The following is a 26,329-nucleotide window of genomic DNA, read 5'->3' on the forward strand; positions in this document are numbered from 1 at the left end:
CAAGAATCCAATCGGTGGTGCGGAAGAGCGAGCGCTGTCGTTTACGCCGATCCCACGTGCTGGCGTTCGAACGCGGTCGACACGATCCAGTCGAACGCCGGATCCGGAGCGACCTGCCATTCCGGGTGCCATTGCACCCCGAGCACCGGATGGCCCGGCAGTTCTATCGCTTCGACGATTTCGTCGGAAGCGGTTCCGGAAACGACGAGTCCGGAACCGACCAGATCAACAGCCTGGTGGTGCCACGAATTGACGACACGAGTTGGTCCGTACAGCGAGTGCGCAAGGCTGCCCGGCACGAAGGAGACCACATGCTCCGGACGACCTTCCGTGGGCGCTGCATCCGTCAGATAGTGCTCGACCGACGAAGGTGGCAGGTCCGGGATCAGTGTTCCTCCTCGCACCACGTTGAGTAGCTGGTGGCCACGGCAGATACCTAGAACCGGAACCGACTGGTCGATGGCCGCCCGAAGTAAAGCCGACTCGTACGAATCGCGGTCAGCATCGAGCGCGAACCCACTCGTCCGCGACGAGCCGACCGGAACGCTCGCATCTTCCACGGAACCACCCCACATCGCCGGATGCACATCTTGGCCACCCGTGATGATGAGAGCGTCGATACGATCAACCGTTTCCTCATGTCCGGCCTCGTAGGGTAGCAGGACCGGAATCCCTCCTGCCGCTGCAACTTTGCTTGCGTAGTCGGTGAAATAGAAGTCGATGTCACGCTCGGCGTATCGACTGTCCATGTGAGTGATGACCGAGGACTGCAGCCGTCGGCCGGTGATTCCTACCAGTGGCTTCATCGTTTTCCTCCCATGGCAAGGACGACTCTTGTAGCGCCGCCGGCTTTGAGAATCTCAAATCCCTTGTTGATGTCGTCCAGGTCCAGCTGTTCACTGATCATTTCGTCCAACATCAGTCGCCCCTGCTTGTAGAGCTCGACGTACCGAGGGATGTCGACCTTGAATTGGTTGGAACCCATGAATGAGCCTTGCAATTTCTTCTCTTGCAGAAACAGTTCCGATCCCCGGATCTCGATTGGTGTTGCATCGGGGATCATTCCGATCACTGTCGCAACGCCTGCGGGTGCCAACATCGAGAATGCCTGTCCCGCAGTCGAGGCACGTCCGACGGCCTCGAAGCTGTAGTCGACCCCGCCGTCGGTAAGGCTCTGTACCTCCGCAACTGGGTTGATCGTCCGTGAATTGATGACATCGGTGGCGCCGAATCGGAGGGCAGCCTCGAGTTTCGACGGCACAACGTCGATGGCGATGATCTTGCTGGCGCCTGCGATCCGGGCCCCCTGGATCGCCATCATCCCCACCCCGCCTGTACCGATAACGGCGACAGTCGCCCCTGCCTGTACCTGCGCGGAACGGAACACTGCGCCCAGGCCAGTTGTGACTGCGCATCCGAGGATGCTCGCGGGGGCGAAGGGTACGTCATCCGGGATGACCGCTACTGCATTGCGGTGCACCGTCATCGCTTCGGCGAATGCACCGATCCCGGCTGTCGGGCGTACGTCATTGCCGGCGTGGTTGACCAGCCGCGGCCGCGGCCTTGCGTGAGAAAGTTCGTGGCGGTGGATGCACAGCGACAGATGCCCGTTAGTACAGTACCTGCATTGCCCGCAGAACGCGGAAAGGCAGCTGACGACGTGGTCACCGACCTTGATGTCGCGAACATTGTCCCCAACCATCTCCACGATTCCCGCTGCTTCATGTCCTAGGAGAATCGGCGGCTCGGTCTCGAAAGTACCGTCGATTTCATGCAGGTCCGAGTGGCACAGACCGGCATTCACGATGCCGACGAGAACCTCATCAGGCCCGGGCGCGTCGAGCTCGAGAACTTCGAGGTCGAGTTGACCCGGTGCCTTGTTGAGAACTGCTGCCCGTATCTGCCTGCTCATGGCAGCTCGAAGTAGCGGTCGGACTCCCACTGCGTGAGACCAACATCAGGCTCGCCGCCACCGGTGTGGAATTGCAGCCACTCCCACTCTCGGGTGCCGACCCAGTAGTCGATGAGGTCCTGTCCGAGGACTTCGGCCAGTAGGGTGTCTCCTTTCAGCGCTGCGACTGCCTTGCTCAGGGTGTCAGGGATTCGCTCGACGCCTTCGGGTAGGCACCAGGCCATGTCCCGGAATGGTGCGGGTGCAGAGATCTTGTTCTTGAAGCCGGCGATGCCGCCGGCAAGAATGACAGCGAGGACCAGATAGACATTGGAATCGGATCCGGGGGTGCGGTATTCGATACGCGCCTGCGTCTTGTGGCCGACGACTGCCCGGACGGCCGCGGTTTTGTTGGCGATTCCCCACGTCGCAGTGGTGGGAGGGCCGTCGAGGTCGACCAGACGGCGATACGAGGTGATCATCGGTAGCGCGAAAGATGTGGCCGGGACCAGTGTGGCCATGAGTCCGCCGATGAATTCGTCCATCACCGAGGACATTCCGTCCGCGGCGTAGAACGCATTGTGGCCGTCGCGTTCAAGGGAGACGTTGAGGTGTGAAGATTGACCGTATTCGTCCGAGTACTTCGCCATGAATGTGACAGTTTTGTTCATGGCAAAAGCTGTTTCGCGCATGATCTGCCGTGTGCGCGCCCAGTGATCGGCGGTGGAAATCGGGTCCGAGGGCGAAATGTTGAACTCGACCTGACCTGCGGCTGCCTCGTCGTTGTATGCCTCCCAGGGAATTCCCACTTCGTCGAGTCGTTCGACTACCGCTCTCATGTACTCGGTCCAGTCTGCCGACTTGGCAAGGTGGTAGCACGAGCCGGCGGTTCCGCCGAGTGGTGTGAGGTTGCGATATCCCTTGGCGCGAGCCTCGTGGATCGATTCCTCGAAGAGGCTGGCTTCGATTTCGACCGCAGACTTCACCTCGTAGCCCAGTCCGCTCAGATCTTGGACCATGCGTCGCAGCGCTGCACGCGGACACGCCGAGATCGGCTCCCCATTGGGCTTGTGGAACTCACCGATGACGGACGCACATCCAGGCGACCACTCGATGAGCGTATCTGTATCTACGTGCAGGTAGATGTCGAGAAGGTCGCCCCGCCAGTCCGGCATCGCGAATCCGAATTGCGCATTGTTGGACAGGTCCAATCCAAAGGCGACGTCGGCGAATGCGAATCCGGATGTCAAGCCGGACAGGAACTTCGCGGGAGAGACAAACTTTCCGATAAGCGAGCCCTCGAGGTTCGTCCCCTCGACACGCACCTCTCGGATATTGTGATCGGCCAACCATGTGGCAATTGATTCAGACATCGAACCTCATCGTGTTGAAAGCGCCGGTCATCACCGACAACTGTGGAAAACTTCCTTGAACGGCGATGTCTCCGGCGTCTAGCGCTTCGAGAAAGCCCACCGTGCCGGTACACAACCGGGAAAGGACGTCGCGGTCTGCAACGATCCGGTATGTGGGAAGCCCCTCCCCCAACACAACCCGGTCCTGAGTCTGTGCACATTCGAGAATCAGTTCGTTCGGCATCCCCGGCGCACCAGCGGTACGCAGCCAGAACCCGTCCGCAGCAGATTTCCAATCTGACGGCGATGGCGAATTCAGCAGTGTTGCGATACTTTTGATCAAATCAATATCGCCAATCGACGCGTCGACGTCCACAGCAAGATCGTAGGCATCGACCGCCACGGTCGCCATTGCAGCCTCCACGGCTCCGTGGCTGATCTCAATTCGACCATCAGCCAGGATGCACGTCGCCGACTGCGGGCTCCCCTTCGCTGAAATCACCACAGTCTGCGGACTGGTGGGCACGCCCAAACTCGGCGACGTGCCCTGCCGCAGTGCTGAGCGAATAGATCGCGCGACGGTACGAACGAAGGGCGTCGCGTCATCTTCGGTGACGACGCCGGCACCGATCTGGTCAACTTCGGTCATGAACACTTCCCCTCGTGATGGTTCTCTATGGCGACAAGCCCAACAGTCATCTTTGACGTATGACTGGATCATATGATCAGGATGCTGGCAGCGAGCGCAGATGTCAATCGTTGAGTGTCAAATCTTCGTCAAAACGAATAGTTTGACCGATTACGCCATCAAGAGGATCGCGTGCCGTACGACTCCTAATGCCGCACCCATCAACCTTCGCCCCCCTTATAGCCGACACACCGCCTGGTTGCGGTCATGCGGCCAAGGGATCGGTCAGCCTGGGGAGACAACAGAACAAGTACGAGTACGAGTACGAGTACGAGTGCGAGCGCGAGCGCGAGCGCGAGGGAAAGGGCTCGAGCACGACAAACGCTTTGTGCCCGACTCCGGTGAGCCATAGGAGGTCGTCTATCTCGATGAGTTCGGGCCCTTGAAACTGCAACCGCATCCGGGCCGGCAGTGGGCCGAGCGTGGGGGCAAGCACAAGGATCCGGTCCGCGAGCCGAGGCGCCGCCGGCGGGCGACCTACAACCGTCCGCACGGGTGCCGCATTCGTTCGCCGCGTACGACCTCGACAAAGACAAGCCGTACGGGCACGTCAAGACCACCAAGAACCGCACCGCGCTTTCTACCCGGCGGAGGTACGCATGGCGATCGTCTGCGAAAGCTTCTCACCGCACCTGATGACCACACAGAAGTGTCAACGGATCGCTCAGTGGGCGGACAGAGCAATGTCGAGATCGCGTAACCCCGAACAGTTCGTGGCTCAACCGCATCGAGGCGCAGTTCACCGCGTTGCTGTACTTCGCGCTCGATGGCACCGACCACGGCAGTCAGCGGGAGCGGCCGTCGATGATTCGTCGATACATCATCTGGTGCAACAAGCACGCCGAGGACCAGCGCCCACGCGATATCGTCGCCAGGGCATACGTTGCGTGATGCGGCTCTGGATCAAGAAAGCTTGCCGCCGTCAACGTATCGATGGAGCGGGAGCGCCCGGTAGGACAGTGGGGGCATCTCATCGATCGTCACAACCCCGGGTCGGGCATTGATCACGTCGGGCACGCGGTTAACCCATTGCGTGCACGTCGTCGTGTAGCTCGGAACGACACCGTTCCCGAGGTACAGGTCGGGTTCACCGTAGACGTTCCATTCGTTCGTATCGGATTCGCCTGCGCCGTACACGTAACCGGCCATCTCGAACGTGAAGACGGGTCCCTCTGCGGTACGCATCGTGTCCACATCGGAGTATCCGATCACTGTACCGGCGCTCAGGGTCCGACCCAGCGACCGCGAGGTTCGGTCTTGGTCGACAATGACAGGGCGGACCGTTGCCTCCCAGCCCACCGGGGTCAGAGAACTCGCCTGGGCCAGTGCACCGAGGACGTTCCGGCCATATGTCGGGGGCGCATCGCCTTGACCGACCGCGTGTTCGAAGGCTTCCAAGGTCTCACCAACATGCTTTGTCGCAATGACGTCGGGTCCGTAGTCATCGGCGTTCCACGTGGCAAACCCCTTGACCGAGTCGATCCGGTGCGAGGCGCCCATCAGTGCGCCGACCTGGTGAATCCAGAACGAATCCTGATGGCCACCGCCGGTGACAGTCACTCCATGGATCCTTGCAAGGCGATCGAGTTGCGCGGTGAGAGTGGGAGATGTGTTCCACGGGAAGAAAGTCTCTTCAGCGAGCGTCAAGACATTTGCGCCCGATCGGATGCACATGGCCAGCTGATCGTAGATCTCCGGGATAAAGCTCTGAGTGGCCAGCATGACGACGTCGGGACGGACACTCCCCAGGACGCGTTCGGCGTCGGTATCGACCAGGACGCCGAGCTTGTCCACGCCGGCCAGAGTTCCGAGGTCCACGCCCTTCTTGGCATCGCTGCGAGCGATGGCGCCGACGATCTGAGCGCCCTTTTCTTTCAACATCCGGGTAGCGAGCAGGCCCATCGTGCCGGCTCCGTAGACAACAACTCTGACTGGGCGCATGAGCAGACTCCTGGGGAGAGGGAGGTATCCAGACCAAACCTAATCGGTCGACTTGACCAAATGATCAGACGATCATCATGCCAATCCCAATTGGATGTCAATCGGAGCGACGCCCGCGCAGTTAGCTTGCTGCGGCGCGCGCCTGCGCGGCGACCGATTGCGCAGCCCCGCGGGAGGCGCTCACATACGTTGAGATCATGGTGGCCGCAAGTTCGACATCGCCTTGCAGTCGCACGGTGTCTGGGTTGCTCACCCATTGCAGTGTCAGGCCGTCGATGATGCTCAAGACCACCCGCGCTAACGGTTCCACCAGCGCAGGGTCATCATTAGGCCCCACTGATTCCCGCAGGATTCGGACGTAGGGGTCGGTGAACACCCCGTACACTCGCTCGGCCCACTGTTCATCTTTACTCTCCCGGCGGAGACCCCATAGCAACAGATCGAACTGCACGCGGCTGTAATTAGGGTGCTGGGTGGACCATTCCAATGTTGTTCTTACGATTCGCGCAGCGGCTACCGCCAGGTCCCCATGACCACCGAGCGCTTCCGTCTGACCCTCCAGGATGTCGACAGACATGTGTTCGAACACAGAGAAGAACAGTTGCTCTTTGGTGTGGAAGCAGTAATGCAACGTAGCCAGCGGAGCATCAGCCGCTTCGGCAATCTTGCGCGTTGTTGCCCCGTCAATTCCCACTTCCGCGATGACACGGACCGCCGCTTCGATGAAGTCCTGCCGCCGCTGCTGTGCGGGCACCCGCGCCATCACGTCTCCCTGTCCCGTCTAGGTCATCTGACAAAGGAATTCTAGCGTAATTTCGCCAGGTCGCACTGTGCGGGAACACCCAAGACGACGCGTTAAGCATGTGCCGTCGGCGTAAAATCTACGTTTCAGTGCTTGACGTCACACTGCGATGGCTCCACACTGGTCGTGCTCCGTTCATATGACCAAGTCATTCGACCGATTCCTGAACCCTTCCATCTACAACCCCCACCCCACTCGGTCTGGATACAGGTCCGCAGGCCGCCCTTGAGTTTCCATCACGAAAATGAGCTCCCTATGCCCCCGCTGGACACGACAGATGAGACCGCTTCGGCACAGACACCGCGGGTCGCAGTGCCCGGAACCGGGTTGATGGCCAGTGCCATCGCGCGCGCTCTGCTGAATCGCGACAATCCAGCCTCGGTGCGGAATCGCACCGCGTCCCGCTGCGAGCCGCTCCGCGGTCGTGCAGCCCGGCGTTGCGACACCGCCACCGTACGTGACAACGACCTCATCCTGATGTTGCCGGACGACGCGACCACTCGTGCGCTGCCCGCGTATGTAGCTGATGTCCTTCGCGGCAAGGCAATAGTCAATCCGCCCTCCGGTTCGGCCGCTGAAGCGAGCAACCTCGGAGCGTGGGTGAGTGAGCGGGGTGCCAGCTACCTGGACGGAATCCTCGCCTCCAATCCCGACGAGATCGGCCAACAGTCCACGCTGTCCTATTACGCGGGAAGCGCCCGGAACTGGACGCAGTGCAACCTCCACCTGCAATTCCTATCCGCTGCAACGTATGTCGGTCCAGCCCCTTCGGCTGCCAACGCACTCGACGCCGCCATGACGGCCACATTCCACACGGTGTCGCTTGGTGCGTGGCGCCGCGTCCTGATGCCATCGCGGCCGTTTCCCGGGGGAATGTCATGCGCACGCTCCGTCGGTCTTGACCTCAATGAGATCCAACGAGCTCTGTCGTACCGGCTCGATCTGCTGCCCCAAGAGATCGATGCCGCCCTCAACAACGTCCAAGCTGGCTCTCACACCACTGATCAAGCAACGCTCGACACGTATTTGGTAGCGCTACGCACGATCAATTCAGCGATGATCAGTGACGGAGAGCGGGGCAGGGCAACTACAAGGGTTATCCTGCTCTACGGAAAGCAGGCACCGATGGCCGTCCCCACCGAGTTGGTGTTGACGAGCAGACCTGACGGGATATCCTTTTGCGCTGACTTTACTACCGTGCAAGTTCAACCCCCCTCCCTCGGCCCAGGGCAGGTCGAAATCGAGAATCTGCACTCCTCCGTAGATCCGTATATGCGGGGCCGAATGACCGGGGAGAACAGTTATGTCACCGGGTTCAGGCTGGGCGAGACGATAAGCGTCAAAGCTGTCGGACGGGTCACTGCCTCGAAAACTCTCACTCTATCCGTCGGCGACCTGCTCATCCACGACTTCGGGTGGCGCACCCACCTCTCCGTCGATGCATGCGGGTGCCAGCTGGCCACGGACCCTCCCGATGTGCACGCCTCGGCATACCTCGGAGCCCTGGGGATGCCCAGCTTCACCACCTATGTCGGGCTCATCGACATTGCGGCCTTACGGTCCGGTGACATCGTCTTGGACCGCGACGCCTCCGGTGCCGCCGGCCGCGCGGTCGGCGAGTTCGCAAAACTCAGCGGCTCACAACATGTCATCGGCAGCGTCGGATCGGCAACAAAGGCTGCCACGCTCAAGGTCGAGTACGGCTTCGACGAAACCTTCAACTACCACGACCGGCCGTTGCCCGACCTCCTGCGTACCGCAGCGCCCAATGGACTCGACTTCTACATCGGCAACGTGGGCGGCGACCATCTGCAGCCGCGTTCGAAGCGATGCGTACCCGCGGCACGATCACGCTGTGTGACGCAATCGTCGAGCACAACAGCGCGATATCGTCAGTCTTCAATGACCTCAGCTCCGCAATTGACCGCCGAATCTCGTTGTGCGGATTTATTTTCCACGATCATGAACACCTCTGTATCGATTTCGAACAGCAGATTGGTCAGCGGCTTGCCGATCGACAGCTACAGCGCACAGAAACAATATTCGACTCGATCGAAGAATTGCAGTCCTTTTTCATCGGAAACAAAGTGGGGGAAGGTCGTCATCAAAACTTCCTGGGCTACTGCGGCGATGCAATTCTCGATCCCGATACCGTCAACGTAACTCGTTTCCAGAAGGTAAGCGCATTGTTCTTTTTCGGCTGCTTGGTCGGTCCCCTCCCCCTCTTTTCAGGAGTTTTCTAAATGGCCGCTTCTCGCTCTCAGACAGAAGTTGTAAGTAAGGGCTCAGTGTTGAGTCGAAGGCAGCTGGTCGCTCTGGCGTTGTCGTCTTTCATTCCAGCGGTGGGTATTGCTTCATTTCCGGTCTTACTCATTGGTACAGCGGGTTATGGAAGTTGGGTTGCGGCTCTTATCTCTGCGATAGCGGGATTCGCAATTGGTAGGTCGATCATCGTTTTCGCCCGTCGGTACGTTGTCTCCGGATCTCTTTCTACATACGTTGGGGAGGTGTTTGGTCCGTGGGCGAAAGCTGCCGCCGGGGCGGCCCTTGCTTTAGGCTATGTGGGGCAGCTTATGTGCGTCATTGTGTTGTTCTCGATGTACGCCAGTAGCTTTCTGATCGGGATCGGATATGAATGGGCTGGTGAGCCAACCACAATGGTTGCGCTCATTTTGGCCGTAGCAATTATTTCTGCGGTTGTGGCGTGGCGCGGATTGGATACGTCGGTCAAGACCGCTGTCGCACTTACTGTGATATCGGTTCCGTTGCTTCTTGTCGTCAGCTTTGCTAGTGCATGGAGCACAGGACTGGAACTGCCCAAGCAACTGTCTCTGGATGGTTCATCTGTTCCTGGGATCTTCATTGGTCTTGCTGCCGGCGCCGCATGGCTTGCGAGTTTCGAGAGCGCAGCATCACTCGCGACCGAAACCAGTGACCCCAAGAAGAATGTCCCAGCAGCGGTCATGGCATGGCCGAAGGTTTTGGGCCCTCTCTACATTCTGGTGACGGTTCTACAGGTCCCTGGACTAATGAAGACCGGGGAGCAGCTCGAAGCCGGCATGTCAGCACCAGCGGCGCTGGCTGTGAATGCGGGCCTTGGCACATGGTTTGGACAGATTACAGACTTGTTGCTTGCCATCTCGGTATTCGCCGCTGCCATCGGTTTCATGAACTATGCTTCACACGTAACCAAGTCCTTCGCGGCTAGCGGAATGATTCCCCGGAGCCTCGGAAAGAACAGCCCCCGGTTCGGCACTCCATACCGCGCAATCATTTTGAACACGGTACTCGCCGCAGGAATCTTGACTGCAACCATGATAGTCAAGCCGAGTTCGATCTTCGCAATGTATACGATTGTGGCGACTCTGACTGTTTACTTCTGGGTACTGCCATACGTCCTGATCTGCGCTGGCGCCGTTGCATTACTCATTCGCGAAAAAGTACTCACGGCGAGCACCGTTCTTTGGTCGGCTGTCGGCATAGCAACGATGTCTTGGCTTCTCATCAATAGCTTCGTTGATCCCCCGGAATCGCCTGTCGATATAATGACCTACGTGGCGATCATCACCGTGGCAGTATTGGGTGCGGTGTTCTACTTGGGAGGTCGTCGATACTCAAAACGGATAGATGGCAATGCGACTCCCGTGCAGGACGGTCCGCAGCCGGATACCGACCTCTTAACAGCCGACGAACAAGCATGAATCCGACTTGCATTTGCGAAGAGGACGAGTTCTCCGCTTGCCCTCTCACGCGGTTCGATAGCTTTTCGCAGCCTCGCCCGGAGCGTGTCCGACCCTTCGCATCGAATTCACCCGCAAGGACGCCCGGGCGCCGAATGAATACGCCGCAACCGCAGTATTTTTCGAAACAGGAAACAAACTCTTGCCTCGATCACCTTCCAGGACATCACTCGTCCATACGATCCAGTTATCTGATCGCCCACAGTCGAATCAAGTGGATCCGACACCAAAACCACCCACTATCCACCATGGAGTTACACAAATGAGCGAGACACAGACCCCCGAAACGAACTACCGTGACACGGTAATTCGGCGTGTTCCTGCCGACACCAGTCCGCAGCAGATTGCAGAGATCGTGGAGAGTGACGGTGGAGTAATCCTCACCAGATTCTTCACCGAAGACCAGGTTCAGCGCTTCAACACTGAGATCGATCCACATCTCGAGAATCTCAGCCCTGCGGGTTCGCCGGACAAGATCGATATTCTTGAGGACTTTCACGGTGCCAACACCAAACGGCTCACCAATGTCGTGACTCACTCCAAGACGTTCCGCGAGGAAATGCTCCAAGATCCACGCATACTCGCCATTGCAGACGCGCTTCTTCTTCCCATCGCGGATAGCTACCAGATGACGGCCGCCCAGGTTATCGAGATCGGACCTGGGAACAAACCCCAGCCACTGCACCGCGACCTCGAAAACTGGCCCATTTTCCGAGAACTGGGCCCCAATGTCTACAACGTCACCATCAACTTCCTCACCGCGCTCACCGACTTCAGCGAGGAGAACGGTGCGACGCGCGTCATCCCTGGAAGTAGCCATTGGGACGACTACGAGAACCGCGGCACCCCTGAAGAGACCTTCCCGGCTCTTCTCGACGCTGGCGATATCCTGCTGATCGACGGGAAGGTCTCTCACGGTGGCGGCGAGAACAAGACGTCCGACGAATACAGGCGCGCTATGGCGTGGTCGTTCACCATCGGCTGGCTGACCAGCGAAGAAGCGCACGCCTTCCTGGTCCCGCTTGACCTTGTCAGGACACTTCCCCCAAAGATCCAGAACATCCTCGGGTTCCGCTCGTTCCACAACGCCTCGAAAGAGGGCGGTACGTTGTGGCAAGCGAATTTCGATGATATCGCCAAGTACCTGGATCTCCAATAGCCTGCGCGTGAGATTGTTGAGTACCGGGCGAGTGAGTCGCCGATTTCGTCGGCGTGGGGTTGACCCCGTCCAGCGGACACGGGGTCAGGCGGCCTCAGCCGTTTGAGTGAATCGACGCTCGAACTCCACGGGACTGATCATCTCGAGGCTCGAATGACGCCGACGGCGGTTGTAAACCCGCTCGATCCAATCACCGACAGCGACTCTAGGTGTTTCGTGTTGTTGATTGATTTACGTTTGATCTTGTCGATCAGATGACTGGCCGTCTTCGTCCATGCGAACGGCTTCGCGCGATCGTTGTAGCTGTCGATGTAGTCGGTGATCGTCGATTCGAGGTCGGTGACCGACGCGAAGGTGCCGCGCCGAATCGCCTGCCGGGTGATGATGCCGAAGAAGATCTCGACCATGTTCAGCCACGAGCAACTCGTTGAAGTGAAATGCATTGTCACTCGTGGATGTGCGGCGAGCCAGTCGCGAACGTTCTGGTGCTTGTGAGTGGCGTAGATGCCCCTATGGATGTCAAGCAGCCACAGAGTCTGTGGTGGCGTCGGGCCGAGGTTCGGTGAGGATCTGGTAGATCTCTCGGGCGATGTAACGTTTGAGGCACTGGATCACCTCCCGCCGGGTCTTGCCCTCCGCGAGGCGCCGTGCCAGGTAGGCGCCGGTCGGGGCATCCCAACGCAGACGGGACAGGACGATGCGGTACAGCGCGGCGTTGGCCTGTCGATCTCCACCTCGGTTGAGGCGGCGACGTGTGGTCTTGCCGGAGGATGCGTCGATTGGATTGACGCCGCACAGGGCGGCAAAGGACGCCTCGCTGCGCAACGGTCGGGGTTGTCGCCGGCGGTGATGAGCAACGCTGCTGCACTGTCGGGGCCGACACCGCGGCGTTCGAGCAGTTTCGGGGCATGTTCTGCAATGACATCGGTGATCCGGCGTTCCAGGTCGCGGATTTCCGTGCTCAACTCGAGGATGCGGCGGGCCAGCAGTCGCAGCGTGTAGGTCGCGGCCGTGGTGACATCGTGGGGAGTGTGCGCCTCGAGTTCCGCGCAGCGGCGGAAGAGCACAGTGCTGCTCAACCCGGACAGCGCCTCGCGCAACTCCGTATCGGCGGCGACGAGCACCGCCTTGAGTTGGTTGATGGACTGGGTACGTGCCTTGATGGAAGATGCCTTGGCCAGCTTTAACATTCGGGTCATCTCGACCGGCCCGTCGGCGTCCTTCGCCCGGGCGGTGGCGCGGCCTGTCAGCACCGCGTGGGCGGCTGCTTCGGCGTCGAGGGCATCTTCTCCGAACTAACAAATGATCTTGCAAGTGGGGCGAGTGTCGTGTTCGGCGAGGTCAGGGATGGTTCTGGTGGCGGGATGGGGTCGTGACAGACCCTGCAGGCGCTCACAAGAGAGCGCTTCACCCTCGGACTGGGCCGATCGGCAGATTGGCGGCGGAAGGCATACGGTGTGCCGGCGCCGACCATTGCAGTCCTCTCCGACACAGCGCGGATCCTCCGCTCGCTCTGGGCCGGCGAGACCGTTACCTACAACGGTCCCGCGGGCACCTAATCCTTCACTCAGACTCCCGGTCCATCTAGTGGTGTGTCTCTCAAATAAATGATTGTTAGTCCGGTAGGATTCCCGCATGAGAAAGCCGGTACCTGCCCTGGAAATGACCCCGGGGCAACGTGAGGTGCTCGAATCGTTGGCGCGGTCGCAGTCCGGGGCGCACCGAGAAGTGGTGCGCGCGAAAGCCTTGTTGATGGCGGCCGACGGCCTGGCCAACACGTCGATCGCGCGAGCCTTGTCCGTCTCGCCAGGGTCGGTATCGAACTGGCGGGCACGGTTCACCGAGGACGGAGTGGCGCGGTTGGGTGAAGTCCGCAAAGGACGCGGCCGCAAGGCTTCGATCCCGCAGGAGACGATCGAGAGGATTCTCGATCTCACACAGAACTATCGACCCGAGGGTGAAACCCATTGGAGTTGCCGAACGATGGCCGAGGTGGCCGGGGTCTCGAAGGACACGGTGCAACGCGTGTGGTCGGCGCGGGGCCTCAAGCCGCACCGCGTCGAGACGTTCAAGTTGTCGAACGATCCTCGCTTCGAGGACAAACTCGTCGACGTGGTCGGGTTGTACCTGAACCCGCCGGAGAAGGCGATCGTGTTGTGCGCGGACGAGAAGTCGTCGGTGCAGGCTCTCGATCGCACGCAGGCGTCGTTGCCGATGATCAAGGGCCGCGGCGAGACGATGACCCACGACTACAAGCGGCACGGCACCACCACGCTGTTCGCGGCCCTCGACGTTCTCACCGGCACGGTGATCGGCCAGTGTCTGCCTCGGCACCGGCACCAGGAGTTCTTGAAGTTTCTGCGTACTATCGATCGGCAGGTACCCAAGGGTCTGGCGGTCCACTTGATCCTGGACAACTACGCCACGCACAAGCACCCCAACGTGCGAGCGTGGCTTGCGAAGCATCCTCGGTTTCATCTGCATTTCACTCCCACCTCCTCTTCCTGGCTCAACCTCGTCGAACGTTGGTTTCGCGAGTTGACGGACAAAGCGTTGCGGCGTGGGGTTTTTCATTCGGTGCCCGACTTGATCGACTCGATCCAGGAATATCTCGATGCGCACAATGACAATCCGCGTCCGTATGTGTGGACCGCTACTGCCGAGTCCATCCTGGCGAAAGTTGCGCGTGGGCGCGTCGCCTTCGAAAAGATCAGCTAATTCAGAGACACACCACTAGCAGCCGATTCGAGGATGTCGTCAAGGACAATTCCAACGCCATCTATCAGCTTTACTGGGCTGGAACCCGAGACGAGATCACCCAGCGGATCGGCCGTGCCGCGGCAGCGGGCTCCAAGGCACTGATCGTGACGATGGACGCGCTGCCGATCCAGGCCCGTGACTGGGGCTCACCTGTAATTCCGGCACAACTGGACCTCAAGACAATGATCCAATTCACCCCGATGGGGCTTTCTCGACCCGGCTGGCTCCTCAGCTACCTCCGGCGCCGGAAGCTACCCGATCTGACTGTTCCCAATTTCGGGGACGGCACGGGCAGCGTTCCGACGATGGCGCAGGCGTTTATGCAATGGCTGGCCACGCCGCTGCCTACCTGGAAGGACCTCGAGTGGATCAGGAGTCTGTGGCAGGGACCGCTCATGGTCAAGGGCATATGGCATCCGGATGACGCACGCCGCGCGATCGACGCGGGTGCGACCGCGATCGGGGTTTCCAACCACGGTGGCAACAACCTCGATTCGACGTTGTCGCCGCTGTGTGCTCTGCCCGCGATCGTCGACGCTGTCGACGGGCAGGCAGAGATCAGCTTCGATGGCGGGGTTCGGCGGGGTGGTGACGTCTTCAAGGCTCTTGCTCTTGGGGCCGATGTCACACTGATCGGCCGTGCATGGCTGTTCGGTCTGAGCGCAAATGGCGAACGCGGCGTCTCTGAAGTGATCGCTGCTCTGCGATCCAGTTTCGACAAGATCATGCTGGGCGTCGGACATAATTCCCTCTCCGAGATCAGCATTGAAGACCTCGTCGTTCCCGAAGGCTTCGTCCTCGAGAGGTCCGCGTTTGGGGCTCTACCTCGCATCACCACCTAGAGGCCACCGCGAGGGATGCGATCGTCGCCCCCGGCGGAACCATCACGCATCCTCACGCGGCCGAAGTCACCGACCGCCCGGGGCATCCCGGGCATCAACCCAGACACCTACAACTTAGGGATATGAACTTGTTCGCTGTTCAGTTTGGTTCCCCCGGGGACATCGACGTCCTCCAGCTACGAGACATTCCCGTTCCCAGTCCAGGGGACGGCGAAGTACTCATCGCCCTCGAGGCCTCAGCGATCAATCCCGCGGACGTGAAGATCCGTAACGGGTCGATCACCCCACGTCAGGGAAGTACGCCGTTCACTCTCGGATACGACCTCGTAGGCACCATCCGGGAGGCAGGCCCGAGTGCTGACCGATTCTTACCCGGAACCCGGGTCATCGGAGTCTCGACGTTGGCTGTCACCGGGAAAGGGACCTGGTCGGAGTTCGTCTGTCTCCCCGAAACGTCCCTTGCTCGCGCCCCTGAAGGCGTCTCCCCGGCGGTCTTGGCCCAGTTGCCGCTACCCGGGTTGACAGCGCTCCAGGCTGTCGAGGCATTGCAGTTGAGTCAGGGAGCCGAAGTACTCGTTTCCGGAGCCGCCGGGGCGGTCGGACGTATCGCACTGCAGCTTCTCCACACCCGCGGATACCGCGCGCACGCGTTGATTCGACGGGCCGAGCAGACAGAATCGTTGCCGGCCGGCGTAGCCGAGGAGGTACATATCGGTTCACCGCCGGCCTCCTGCGTCGACGGAGTGATCGACGCTGCTGGGATCGATCTGTCCGCCGCATTACGGCCCACGGGACATTACGTCACCGTTGTCCCGGGTAGCCCGCCCCACAGCATTTCAGAGAAGAACGCGACGCTGGTCATCGCTCACGAGTCCGGCGCGATGTTGCAGACACTTGCCGAGCTCCTGACCGCCGGTGAGCTCAACCTTCCCGAGCCGACAACATTCAAGATTTCAGAGATCGAGGCTGCTCACCGCGAGTACGAACGTCGGCTGGGACGCCGCATCGCCCTTGTCGTCTGACCCGCAGCGCCCTCGCTCCTCCGGGAATCACCGGCCCGCTTCATCTCCGAGCGATCCCACGTCGACATCACCCATCTCGTAGAACCATACGCCCGGATGTAGAGATGCAGCACATACCAAATACTGACTCCGGACAATGCGGCCGCAGAACACGATTAAAAAGCACGAGTTCTGCCTCCAGATGACCAATGAGAACAAATGAGATCAGGTGAAGAATTAGGAGAAGGTAGGAGTTGCACCGCCTTCCGGCCGTCCAATTTGCTCGCACGTCTCGAAAGGAACACAAATGGAATCACCGAACGTCTATCACTACGGAATTCTCGTCAAAGACATCGACCGCGCAATTGATCTCTACGGCCAGCTTTTTGGACTTACCTTTCACGAACCGACTGAAATCCACCTCAATAGACTGGTCGATCCCGACGAACACGAGTTCAACCTGCGAGCAACATACTCTCAACAAGGACCCCCTTATATGGAGCTGCTCGAAGCCAAGGGCAGCGGAGTTTACTCCGCTGGTCACGGAGAAGGCCTACATCACATAGGTATGTGGGACCCAAAAATTGACGAAAACAAGAAACGATATATCGATTCCGGAGTGGAAGCGGATGGCGAGGTTTTGAACCCCGATGGAACCACATTTGCGTGGTACACGAACCCGAAAACTACCGGCGGGGTTCGCTTCGAGTTCGTTGATGAATCCGCACGAGAAGATCTCGAGAAATGGATTCAAACCGGGATAATGGGATCCGGAGGATTCGTCGTCTAAGGCCAACAGCCTCCCGGCCTAATGGGAGCTACCGGCCAGGCCACGACTGTGGCAGGGTTCGGTACTGGTAGCGGCCGACGGGACAGCACTCTTCCGGCCTGGCGTGCCCTTCCTTGGGAAGGCGCCTGAAGTCAGATCGTGCGCCCGCCGGTCGTGAGGAAGCCCATGATCGCTGATGGGATGACGTGCCCCTGCTTCCGCGCTCGGGTGAGGCCGGTGAGCACTCGAACCATCAGGTCGCCGACGTCTTCCCCTCGCTGCCGAACAAAAGTATTGAATAGCAGTCTGTTTGGAGGTCACTCCATGTTGTTCATCGGCGATGACTGGGCGGAAGGACATCACGACATCGAGGTCGAAGATGACACCGGGCACCGCCTGGCGCGGATGCGATTACCGGAAGGTGTCGACGGCCTTGCGCGCCTGCACGAGGTGGTGGCCGAGCATCTCGACACCGATACCGTCGGCGGGCCCGAGGGTGTGGTCGTGGTCGGGATCGAAACCGATCGCGGGGTATGGGTCTCGGCGCTGCTCGCCTGCGGGTAGGTGTTTGCGATCAACCCGATGTCGGCAGCCCGCTACCGGGAAAGACACTCCACGTCCGGGGCCAAGTCCGATGCCGGCGACGCCCACCTGCTCGCCGAGATCGTCCGGCTGGACCGGGACCACCACCGCCAGATCGCAGGAGACTCCACCCAGGTCGAAGCCCTGAAACTGCTCACCCGGGCCCATCAGAGCATGATTTGGGACCGCACCCGACACCTGCAACGGATGCGGTCGGCGCTACGCGAGTACTTCCCGGCCGCGTTGACCGCGTTCGACGAGCTCACTGCCCCGGACACCCTGGCACTGCTGCAGAAGGCCCCCGATCCGTCCCGCGCAGCACGACTGACCGTCGGGCAGATCACCGCAGAACTCGCGCGAGCGCACCGGCGCGGTGACCGCACCGCCAAGGCCACCCGCCTCCGGGAGGCGTTGCGGGCGCCGGCGCTGCGGCAGCCGGCTCCGATCGAGGAGGCCTACGCGGTCGTCGTGGCCGGGCAGGCCCGCATGCTCGCGCACCTGGCCGAGCAGATCGATGAGCTCGAGGAGGTGGTGGGGCGCAGTTTTCGTCAGCACCCGGTCGCTGAGATCGTCCGCAGTTGTCCCGGTCTGGGGGACGTGCTGGGCCCCCGGGTGCTCGCAGAGTTCGGTGACGACCCTTCGCGTTATCAAGATGCCAAGGCCCGCAAGAACTATGCCGGTACCTCCCCGATCACCCGAGCGTCGGGAAAGAGGAAGACGGTGCTGGCGCGCTACGCCCGCAACAAGCACCTGGCCGATGCGTGTCACCAGTGGGCGTTCTGCTCGACGAACGCCTCACCCGGAGCTCGGGCCTACTACGACGCTCTCCGGGCCCGCGAGATCGGGCACCATGCGGCGTTGCGTCAGCTCGGTAACCGGCTCGTCGGCATCCTTCACGGATGTTTGAAGACCGGCACCATCTACGACGAGATCCGAGCGATGGTGACCCGGTTCTCCTCGGTGACCTCGAATCCCGGGGCCGCGGCGGCTCCGCGTTCGGCGAACAGGGTGATCGCGTCGTTGCCCGCCATCGCCCGCGGTAGGTGGTCGGGATCCGGGACGCCGAGCGGTGGCACAAGCAGCACCGCTTCCCCGCTGATGCCGAGCGGTTCGCGACTGGTGGCGAGAATCCGCAGCCGTGGGCAGGTTCGAAGCAGGGTTTCGGTGAGCTTGGCGACCGCGGACACCAGTTGCTCGCAGTTGTCCAGGATCAGCAGCTGTTCTCGCCCGGCGAGGAATTCGACAAGCACCTCGCGAAGAGGTCGCGCCGATTGGTCACGTAAGCCCAGCGCGTTCGCCACCACCCCCGCCAACAGCAACTCATCCCGCAACTCCCCAAGTTCCACCAGGGTGGTGCCGTCGGCGAAGTCTCGGCGCACCTTGGCGGCGATACGAAGCGCCAGACGGGTCTTACCCACCCCACCGGTGCCGGTCAGGGTCAGCAGCCGCGCGCTCGACAACGCGTTCCTCGCCTCGGTCAACTCCGTGCGCCGGTCGACGAAGCTGGTCAACTCCAGCGGGAGTTGACCCCCTCGACCCGAATCGGTCGACCACGACGGTACAGGCCACGCATCTTTCTCCGAAGGTGCCTCGCGCCCTGCTTCCGGCTCGGTGGTGACGGCGATCTCGTCGACCGCGAATCCATGGCGTAATTGGGCTTCGCGCAGATGTTGGCTCACCTCCGCGGCGGACGGGCGAGTGTCGGGATCACTGGCCATGGCCTGTTCGATGATTGCGCTGATGTCCTCGGGAACGCCGTGCTCGCGTGGGTTCGGAACCGGCTCGGTCGTGATCCGCAGGAACTGTGCCATCAAGTGCTCGCCGCTGCGGCGTTCGAACGCGGCGTGACCGGTGAGCGCCGCGAATAGGGTGGCGCCGAGCCCGTAGACGTCCGCGGACGCGCTCGGAGGGAGCCCGGCCACCGCGTCGGGTGCAATGAAAGCCGGTGACCCGGTGACGATTCCGGTGGTGGTCTCAAACCCGCCGGTGATGTGCGCGATGCCGAAGTCCGTCAATGCCGGCTCGCCGTAATCGGTGAGCAGTATGTTCGCGGGCTTGATGTCGCGATGGAGGATGCCGAGATTGTGCGCGGCTTCCAGGGCACCGGCCATCTTCACACCGAGCCGGAGCACGTCGGCCAGCGGAAGCGGGCCATGATGCCGGATTCGGGCATCGACAGAGCCCCGGGCGCAGTAAGGCATCACGATGAACGGGCGACCGTTGCCGGTGACGTCGGCATGAAGGATGTTGACGATGTTGGGATGACCGGTCAGCCGGCCAGCTGCGCGCTGTTCTCGCATGAACCGTTCCCGGTGCTCGTCGTCGAGATCCGCAGTCAGGACCTTGACAGCCACCGAACGTTCGAGCGTCGCCTGCGTGCACTTGTACACGATTCCGAACCCGCCACGACCTATCTCGACAGCATCCTCGAACCCTGCCGCGGCGAGCTCCGCCGTGACCGCGCCGGACCCGTCGCGTTGGGTCGCGAATGGATCCACGTTATTCATCGACACATCTCTTCATGGTGCACGCCGAACGGCCTGAGAACCCTATGGAGTAACACCCAAGGATATCGCCAGGCGGTCCCATCGCAGTCGAATCCGATACCGCAGCGTCAGGGCCGGTCGATCGACGCGGGTCGGGTGTAAGTGACTCATCACCTTCGGTGGACTGCGCCCGAACGCCCCCGGATACCCAACCGCGTAAGTACCAGCGCATCTGTCCCTCGTTCGCGAGCGCACCATCGTCTGCGGTGGTCGTCATCGGTCGCGGTACCGATCTATGGCCTGTGGACTTGCGTCTATGGCCTGAGGACTTGCGACACGTAGGTCGGCGTGATGGTCACGGCTTCGCCCGTTCGCACTGAACCTCGTCTACGAGCTCCTATCGAAGACAAGACTATCTGAGCAACTTCGCAGGCGAGAGGGGTGATTCAACCCGTCTCCTCGCCTGCTACCGCCGCCCACGACACACGCAGAATGTGTCTTGACTCACGTTCCCCGCGAACCTACACTTCGGATTATTGAATCGGTTGCTCGATTCAATACTGGTCCACGATGGCTTCTCGACTCGGCGACTTCGTCGAGGAGAGAAGTGAACTGCGCCCATTGCGTCACGTGCCCGCCGATGCCTCAATCACCGTCCGTCAGCACCTACGAAAGGGTCGCCATGGCCGCCGAACCACACATCAAACGACCGCCACTGCACAGGTTCCAGGTGATGATCGTCCTGTTGTGCGCGCTTCTCAACGCGCTGGACGGCTATGACATCTTCATCATGGGATTCGCGATCCCCTACTTTCCGGATGATTTCGCCTCCAGCTCCATGCAGGGGTACCTGATCAGTGCCGCTTTGGCGGGAATGGGCATCGGGTCGGTTGCTTTTGCGCCGCTGGCAGACCGATACGGTCGTCGCCTCGTACTGATGGCGGGGCTCACCCTCAACGCTGTTGGCCTGACCGTCTCTGCTCTGGCGCCGAACTATTGGGTTCTCCTCGGCTCACGGGTCATCACGGGAATCGCGGTCGGAACGATCGCGACCGTTGTCGTAGTCCTCGCACCCGAAGTGGTTCCTCGGGCCTGGCGAAGCTTTGCGGTCGGCACCGTGATGTGCGGATATCCGCTGGGCAGCACCATCGCCGGCTTCGCCGGTGCGGCGCTCCTCGCCGCGGTCGGAGGGTCCTGGCAGGGCATGTTCTGGGTGGGGCTGGTCCTGTGCATCATCGCGCTGATCGCCACGGTCGTGTTCATGCCGGAATCGACTGCCTTCCTCCTCAGTAAGGGCGATCCAGAATCGTTGCAGAAGGCGGCCGTCACGCAGAGTCGTCTCGGCTTGGAAGACGACGCGCCGGTGGTTCAGGCCGACGAAGACGAGGTGCGCAAGAGTCCCGCGACCGTCCGGTTGCTCGGACGCGAACTCCGTACGCTGACATTGCTGCTCTGGACCACCTACACCGCACTGTCCGCGTCCTTCTACTTCATCAGTTCGTGGACACCCAAGCTGATTACGGATGCAACGTCCGACAAGGCAGAAGGAGCACTTGCCGGTCTGATGATCTCGTTCGGCACATTGGCAGGAGCCGCGTTGTACGCGACCGTCGGACATAAAGTCTCACCACCTCGGTACATCGTGGCCGGGTCGGTCGTTGCAGTGGTGGCGTTGATCGGATTCGCGTCCACACTCAATGGGGGGTTCGCGCTCATGATGGCTGCAGTCATGGGGATCACCGTGTATGGAGCGATGGCGGCAACGGTGACGAGCACTCTGGTTTATCCGGTACTTGCGCGAACACGCGGCATGGGCACGATGATCGGCGTGGCACGAGTCGGTGCGATCCTCGCGCCGATCCTCGCTGGCTATGCTTTGTCGTTCGTATCCATCCGTAGCCTGTACTTCTCGGTCGTCGTACTTCTGGTCCTCGCCCTTCTCGCTGCCGTTTCTCTGCTCAGCCTTTCCCGGAAGACCAAACAGTCCAGCGAAGTGCAAAGTCTGCAGACCAGTCGGTGAGCTGCTCCACAAAGCGAGTCGACGTACCCCATCCGGGATGACGGTATGTATTGCACACGATGTGTGGTGCGGGGGGCACCGCCAGTGCCACCATCCGGACTGATCGGCCGAGCCACAGTATGAGCCGAGCCGCCCGGCCCTCACATTCCAACGAGGACCGGGCGACATCGTGTTATCGACGCCGTGAAACGGCGTCGGATAGGTGTCGACCTATCCTCGGCGGCCAGGCAAAACACCTCAGCGAAGCAGGGTTTACCTGCACGACAATTACTTCGGACGCCTTTTGTGGCGTCGAGTCGGCCACCGGCAGGCGGAGCGAGAACCTCGGCGGCTGACCTAGAGCACTGGGAGTGGACATGCAATTCACCACGATCCGACATGAAATCGAGGATGGAATTCTCACTGTCATCCTCAATCGGCCGGAGAAACTCAATGCCTTCACCGTCGAAATGGCCGACGAGCTCGAACGCACCTTCGTGGCCGTCAACGACGACGACTCCGTGCGGGCAGTGATCGTCACCGGTGAGGGGCGCGCATTCTGCGCCGGCATGGACCTGTCGAGCGAAGGCAACGTGTTCGGGCTCGACGGGTCGAAGACGCCGTCACTGGATGACATGACCGACCTCGACGACCCCGAGCTGGCTCGCGTCCGTGACACAGGAGGCCGGGTGACACTGGCGATCTACGCATGCCGCAAGCCGGTGATTGCCGCGATCAACGGCGCAGCCGTCGGAATAGGCGCGACGATGACGCTGGCCATGGACGCGCGCCTCGTGTCGACCCAGGCTCGATTCGGTCTGGTGTTCGGGAGGCTGGGTATCGTCCCGGAGGCGTGTTCGACGTGGTTCCTTCCCCGGATCGTCGGTCTGCCCACCGCGTTGGACCTGGTGTATCGCGCCGACATCCTCGATCCGAACGCCACATGTGAGACCGGTCTCGCACAGGCCGTACACGAACCGGACACACTCCTCACCGAGGCACGGGCGCTGGCGAACTCATGGACGAGGAACCGATCCCCGGTGTCCGTCGCACTCATGCGTCAGATGCTCTACCGGAACTCAGCCGCGCGGCACCCCGCCGAGGCGCACCGGGTCGATTCACTGGCCATGTTCTACACGAGCATTGGCGATGGCAACGACGGCGTACACGCCTTCCTCGAGAAGCGCGACCCACTCTTCCAGGGGCGGGCGTCGGAGATGCCCCCGTTCTACCAAGAGTGGATTCGAGACGAGTAGCGGCGATGCACGAACCGCACCGCAACCTCCATGGGGTGTGCGACGGCACACTCCAGGCCCGGCGACTGCAGGTTACCGATGATGTGATACTGGTTACACATGGAGCGATTGTTGTATCGCCGAGGGTCGAGAGGAAAACGTGCGGAGCACATTCGAGCCGAGTATGACAGCCACCCTGGTCGGCCCCGCCCCGACTGCACAGTTACCTCTGAACTCGAAATTACTTACCGCCACCGGTCGGGCTTCACTGACTGTCGCGACGCCGGAACAACAGGGCACCACATCACGTCTTTTACGTCTTCATATTGCGCCCCACAGCAACTTGACCAGAACGATCATCACGCATGAATTGTTCGATATTGCGGAGCGCTGCTCCGAAGATACCGACGACCATATTCCAAGGAGAATGTGATGGCGGCGGATAACCAACTCCTTCCCAACACCCACGGGTTTTCGTGCGAAGTGACAAGTTTCGTCGGACGCCGAAATGAGGTCGCCGCGGTAAAGACGCGTCTGTCGGGCTCTCGGATACTGACGCTCACCGGATTCGGTGGGGTAGGAAAAACCCGGCTGGCTTGCCGGGTCGCCTCGGAAGTACGCAGGAGCTATACCGACGGCATCTGGTTTGTGGACCTCGCCTCGATCTCTAATCCTGAGCTTGTCACCACCACAATCGCCGAGGCGCTCGACATTCGGGAAGGGTCGAGTCCGGGCCATATTCACACTCCCTTCGAATTCCTTAGCGGAAGACATGCGCTCATCGTTCTGGATAACTGCGAGCACGTGATCGAGGCCTGCGGAACGGTCGCCGCCGAGATCGTTCGACGGTCAACCGGCGTGCAGATTCTGGCAACCAGTCGGGAGCCTCTCGGAGTGCTGGGCGAAACCGTGTTCGAGGTCCCCCCCATGTCGGTTCTGGACGGCACGCAGTTAGCCGAGGGACGAGAAGGTAAAAGCTTCCATAGCGAGGCGGTCGATCTTTTCGAGCAACGCGCTGCCTCGGTTGTCCCGGGATACACCATCGATGATGAGAGCCGCGTGGCGGTTGCCCGTCTCTGCCAGCGACTGGACGGCATCCCTTTGGCTATCGAACTCGCCGCCGTCCGGATCAGGTCCCTTCCCCTCGATCGAGTCCTGTCACGAGAGGGTCCACTTTTCGATCTTTTGACTCAAGGGAACCGGGGCGGCCCGGTGCGGCATCAAACGCTGCGGGGCGCCATCGATTGGAGCTTCAATCTGTGCTCGCCGGACGAACGGGCCCTATGGGCCCGGCTGTCGGTATTTGCGGGTGGTTTCGACTTCGATGCAATCGAGAACGTGTGCACTGATCCGGAAATTGTTCCGGACGCCTTCGAAGTAATCTCCAGCCTTGCCGAAAAATCGATCATTGTCACTGCTCACTCCGGGCCTAAAGTTCGATATAAATTACTGGAAAGCATCAAGGATTACGCGGCCGAGAAGCTTGCCGCCCAAAACGACGAAGAGACCTGGCATAGAAATCACAGGGATTATTTCCTGCGTTTGTCCGAACTCAGCGAGAGTCAGTCACTGGGATCAGGACAGCTGGAGTGGAATCGTCGACTCCAGCATGAGCGGGCGAATCTGCGTGCGGCGCTGGAGTACAGCCTGTCCACCCCCGGTGAGGCCCGCACCGGTCTCCGGATGGCGAGTTCGCTGTGGTTCTTCTGGAATGCGAGTGGCCTGCTGCAGGACGGGCGGTACTGGTTGACCCGCGCCTTGGAGACCGACCGGCAGCCGAGCCGGGAGAGAGCGAAAGCGCTCTGGGTGATCGGTTGGTACGCACTGGTCCAAGGCGACAACGCCACCGCCAAGCGATACTTGCTGGAAAGCAGCGCCGTAGCGGAAGCGATCGGTGATCGAACCGCCCAGGCGTTTGCACTCCAGTTCCGGGGCACGGTAGAGCAGATCGACGGCAATCTCGACGTAGCGTTGGAGCTTCTCAACGCCGCCATGGAACATCACGCCGCGTCCGGGGACGTCAATTCACTGACGCTGCTGGGCGGTGCTCAACTCGCTTTCGTGCACTGCCTGTCCGGAAACCTGGACCAATCAATCGCTTCGGCGGAGGACACCATCGCCCTGGGCAAGTCGCTGCGGGAGCGTTTCGCCACCTCGTGGGCGCTGTGGTCGCGCGGACTTGCCCTGTGGACCCAGCGCGAGTTCGCGGACGCCTCGGACTCGCTGAAAGAAGCGATCGAACTGAAGCAGTCCTTGAGCGACTGGTTGGGCGTGTCTGTATGCACTGAGATTCTCGCGTGGATCGCGATCGAGGAAGGAAACCCTGTTCGATCCGCACGTCTGTTGGGGATCGGGCGGACGCTGTGCGGCGAAATGGGGAGCTCTCCGCTCTTCGGAAGTGACGCGTTGGTCCGGACACGGACCCGTTACGAGAAGCGGACCCGTCAGTTGCTTGGTGGTCCGGCGTTCGAGAGAGAATCCCGGGCGGGTGAAGGGCTCGAACACCACGAGTCGATCGAATTCGCTTTGCAGAAGCGCACATCGGAGCCGGCTACGCCCGCACCTGCTTCGGCGGAGGTGAAACTCACCCCGCGCGAGAAGGACGTCGCGAAGCTGGTGACGGAGGGGCTGACGAACAAGGAGATCGCGGAAAGATTGGTCATCTCCCGCCGTACCGTCGAGGGACACGTGGACCGCATCCTCGCCAAGACCGGCCACAGGTCCCGCTCGCAGCTGGCCGCCTGGATCGCCCGCGACGAGAGCGTCGAGTAGGCCCCGAACCTGTAGTTCGTGTTCCGATTAGGACGACCCTCCTGCCGCAACACCTGCTGGCGACGAGCTCCGGGTCCCCGTGTTGCGGCGCTTCATTCCGGCGACGACAACGCTGCACTGCGCCTGCTTGCACAGATCGGTTTGGTCCTGCAGTGGGTCCACGGCCCGGCGACCGTGACTCTCCTGCTGTGTGCGACCCGGCCCGGGTTCTGGCCGGTTGGCGCGCACAGGGGGTGACTCCGCGTTCCACGGACATACCTGCGTAGGGAATACAGGTAGTGAAGCAGGTATATCTCGCCCATCACCCCGG

At 60.9% G+C, this 26,329-nt stretch carries 17 protein-coding genes and 3 pseudogenes; 11 read left to right on the top strand and 9 right to left on the bottom strand.

Features of this window, described 5'->3' with window-relative positions; translation table 11 throughout:
• Window positions 1-41: 41 nt before the first annotated feature.
• From EV641_RS11570 to EV641_RS11600, 6 genes are all read right to left on the bottom strand, one after another.
• Window positions 42-806, bottom strand: coding sequence for a gamma-glutamyl-gamma-aminobutyrate hydrolase family protein (locus EV641_RS11570; RefSeq protein ID WP_132471910.1), 765 nt, complete (start codon window positions 804-806; stop codon window positions 42-44).
• Window positions 803-1,912, bottom strand: coding sequence for a Zn-dependent alcohol dehydrogenase (locus EV641_RS11575; protein WP_132471911.1), 1,110 nt, complete (start codon window positions 1,910-1,912; stop codon window positions 803-805). The genes EV641_RS11570 and EV641_RS11575 overlap by 4 nt, the downstream gene beginning before the upstream one ends.
• Complete coding sequence (locus EV641_RS11580; protein WP_132471912.1) at window positions 1,909-3,264, bottom strand: glutamine synthetase; 1,356 nt, start codon at window positions 3,262-3,264, stop codon at window positions 1,909-1,911. Before EV641_RS11580 ends, EV641_RS11575 begins: the two co-directional genes overlap by 4 nt.
• Window positions 3,257-3,892 (bottom strand): hypothetical protein, encoded by a 636-nt coding sequence (locus tag EV641_RS11585; RefSeq protein WP_132471913.1) that lies wholly within the window; start codon window positions 3,890-3,892, stop codon window positions 3,257-3,259. The genes EV641_RS11580 and EV641_RS11585 overlap by 8 nt, the downstream gene beginning before the upstream one ends.
• Before the next feature lie 942 nt (window positions 3,893-4,834).
• Window positions 4,835-5,872 (bottom strand): dihydrodipicolinate reductase, encoded by a 1,038-nt coding sequence (locus tag EV641_RS11595; RefSeq protein ID WP_132471914.1) that lies wholly within the window; start codon window positions 5,870-5,872, stop codon window positions 4,835-4,837.
• A gap of 121 nt (window positions 5,873-5,993) precedes the next feature.
• A complete protein-coding gene (locus EV641_RS11600) occupies window positions 5,994-6,635 on the bottom strand; it encodes a TetR/AcrR family transcriptional regulator (RefSeq protein WP_132471915.1) in 642 nt (213 codons plus the stop codon).
• 294 nt (window positions 6,636-6,929) lie between these two features.
• Between EV641_RS11600 and EV641_RS11605 the strand changes: the two genes are divergently transcribed.
• The 3 genes from EV641_RS11605 to EV641_RS11615 all read left to right on the top strand — a co-directional run bounded on the left by EV641_RS11605 (window position 6,930) and on the right by EV641_RS11615 (window position 11,573).
• On the top strand, window positions 6,930-8,837 hold the full coding sequence (locus tag EV641_RS11605) for an NAD(P)-binding domain-containing protein (RefSeq protein WP_132471916.1): 1,908 nt from the start codon (window positions 6,930-6,932) through the stop codon (window positions 8,835-8,837).
• A gap of 80 nt (window positions 8,838-8,917) precedes the next feature.
• On the top strand, window positions 8,918-10,375 hold the full coding sequence (locus EV641_RS11610; RefSeq protein WP_241997101.1) for an APC family permease: 1,458 nt from the start codon (window positions 8,918-8,920) through the stop codon (window positions 10,373-10,375).
• A gap of 301 nt (window positions 10,376-10,676) precedes the next feature.
• Entirely contained in the window at window positions 10,677-11,573 is an 897-nt protein-coding gene (locus EV641_RS11615; protein ID WP_132471917.1) for a phytanoyl-CoA dioxygenase family protein, read from the top strand.
• 305 nt (window positions 11,574-11,878) lie between these two features.
• On the opposite strand, the pseudogene EV641_RS30105 reads toward EV641_RS11615, so the two are convergent.
• Together EV641_RS30105 and EV641_RS29730 are read right to left on the bottom strand one after the other, a co-directional pair.
• Window positions 11,879-12,016: pseudogene (locus EV641_RS30105) on the bottom strand (IS630 family transposase); the annotation flags it as partial.
• A gap of 168 nt (window positions 12,017-12,184) precedes the next feature.
• Window positions 12,185-12,826 (bottom strand): hypothetical protein, encoded by a 642-nt coding sequence (locus EV641_RS29730; RefSeq protein ID WP_241997103.1) that lies wholly within the window; start codon window positions 12,824-12,826, stop codon window positions 12,185-12,187.
• A 382-nt stretch (window positions 12,827-13,208) separates the two neighbouring features.
• Here EV641_RS29730 and EV641_RS11635 point away from each other — a divergent pair, with 382 nt between their 5' ends.
• From EV641_RS11635 to EV641_RS11655, 5 genes and pseudogenes are all read left to right on the top strand, one after another.
• Entirely contained in the window at window positions 13,209-14,291 is a 1,083-nt protein-coding gene (locus EV641_RS11635) for an IS630 family transposase (protein WP_132471920.1), read from the top strand.
• Window positions 14,219-15,175: an alpha-hydroxy-acid oxidizing protein gene (locus EV641_RS11640; RefSeq protein WP_132471921.1), complete on the top strand. Its 957-nt coding sequence runs from the start codon at window positions 14,219-14,221 to the stop codon at window positions 15,173-15,175. Before EV641_RS11635 ends, EV641_RS11640 begins: the two co-directional genes overlap by 73 nt.
• 122 nt (window positions 15,176-15,297) lie before the next feature.
• On the top strand, window positions 15,298-16,197 hold the full coding sequence (locus EV641_RS11645; RefSeq protein ID WP_132471922.1) for an NADP-dependent oxidoreductase: 900 nt from the start codon (window positions 15,298-15,300) through the stop codon (window positions 16,195-16,197).
• Between the two features lie 286 nt (window positions 16,198-16,483).
• Window positions 16,484-16,966 (top strand): VOC family protein, encoded by a 483-nt coding sequence (locus EV641_RS11650; protein WP_132471923.1) that lies wholly within the window; start codon window positions 16,484-16,486, stop codon window positions 16,964-16,966.
• Between the two features lie 303 nt (window positions 16,967-17,269).
• Window positions 17,270-18,466: pseudogene (locus EV641_RS11655) on the top strand (IS110 family transposase); the annotation flags it as partial.
• On the opposite strand, the pseudogene EV641_RS11660 reads toward EV641_RS11655, so the two are convergent.
• Window positions 18,457-20,034, bottom strand: a pseudogene (locus EV641_RS11660) (protein kinase); the annotation flags it as partial. The pseudogenes EV641_RS11655 and EV641_RS11660 overlap by 10 nt on opposite strands.
• A 661-nt stretch (window positions 20,035-20,695) precedes the next feature.
• On the opposite strand from EV641_RS11660, the gene EV641_RS11665 reads away from it, so the two are divergent.
• From EV641_RS11665 to EV641_RS11680, 3 genes are all read left to right on the top strand, one after another.
• Window positions 20,696-22,033, top strand: a complete 1,338-nt coding sequence (locus EV641_RS11665; protein ID WP_132471924.1) for an MFS transporter — start codon at window positions 20,696-20,698, stop codon at window positions 22,031-22,033.
• Window positions 22,034-22,389: 356 nt separating this feature from the next.
• Window positions 22,390-23,268 (top strand): crotonase/enoyl-CoA hydratase family protein, encoded by an 879-nt coding sequence (locus tag EV641_RS11670; protein ID WP_132471925.1) that lies wholly within the window; start codon window positions 22,390-22,392, stop codon window positions 23,266-23,268.
• Between the two features lie 411 nt (window positions 23,269-23,679).
• Window positions 23,680-26,019, top strand: a complete 2,340-nt coding sequence (locus EV641_RS11680; RefSeq protein WP_241997104.1) for a LuxR C-terminal-related transcriptional regulator — start codon at window positions 23,680-23,682, stop codon at window positions 26,017-26,019.
• Window positions 26,020-26,329 lie beyond the last annotated feature (310 nt).

The sequence above is a fragment of the Rhodococcus sp. SMB37 genome, from assembly GCF_004345605.1.
Lineage (GTDB): Bacteria > Actinomycetota > Actinomycetes > Mycobacteriales > Mycobacteriaceae > Rhodococcus.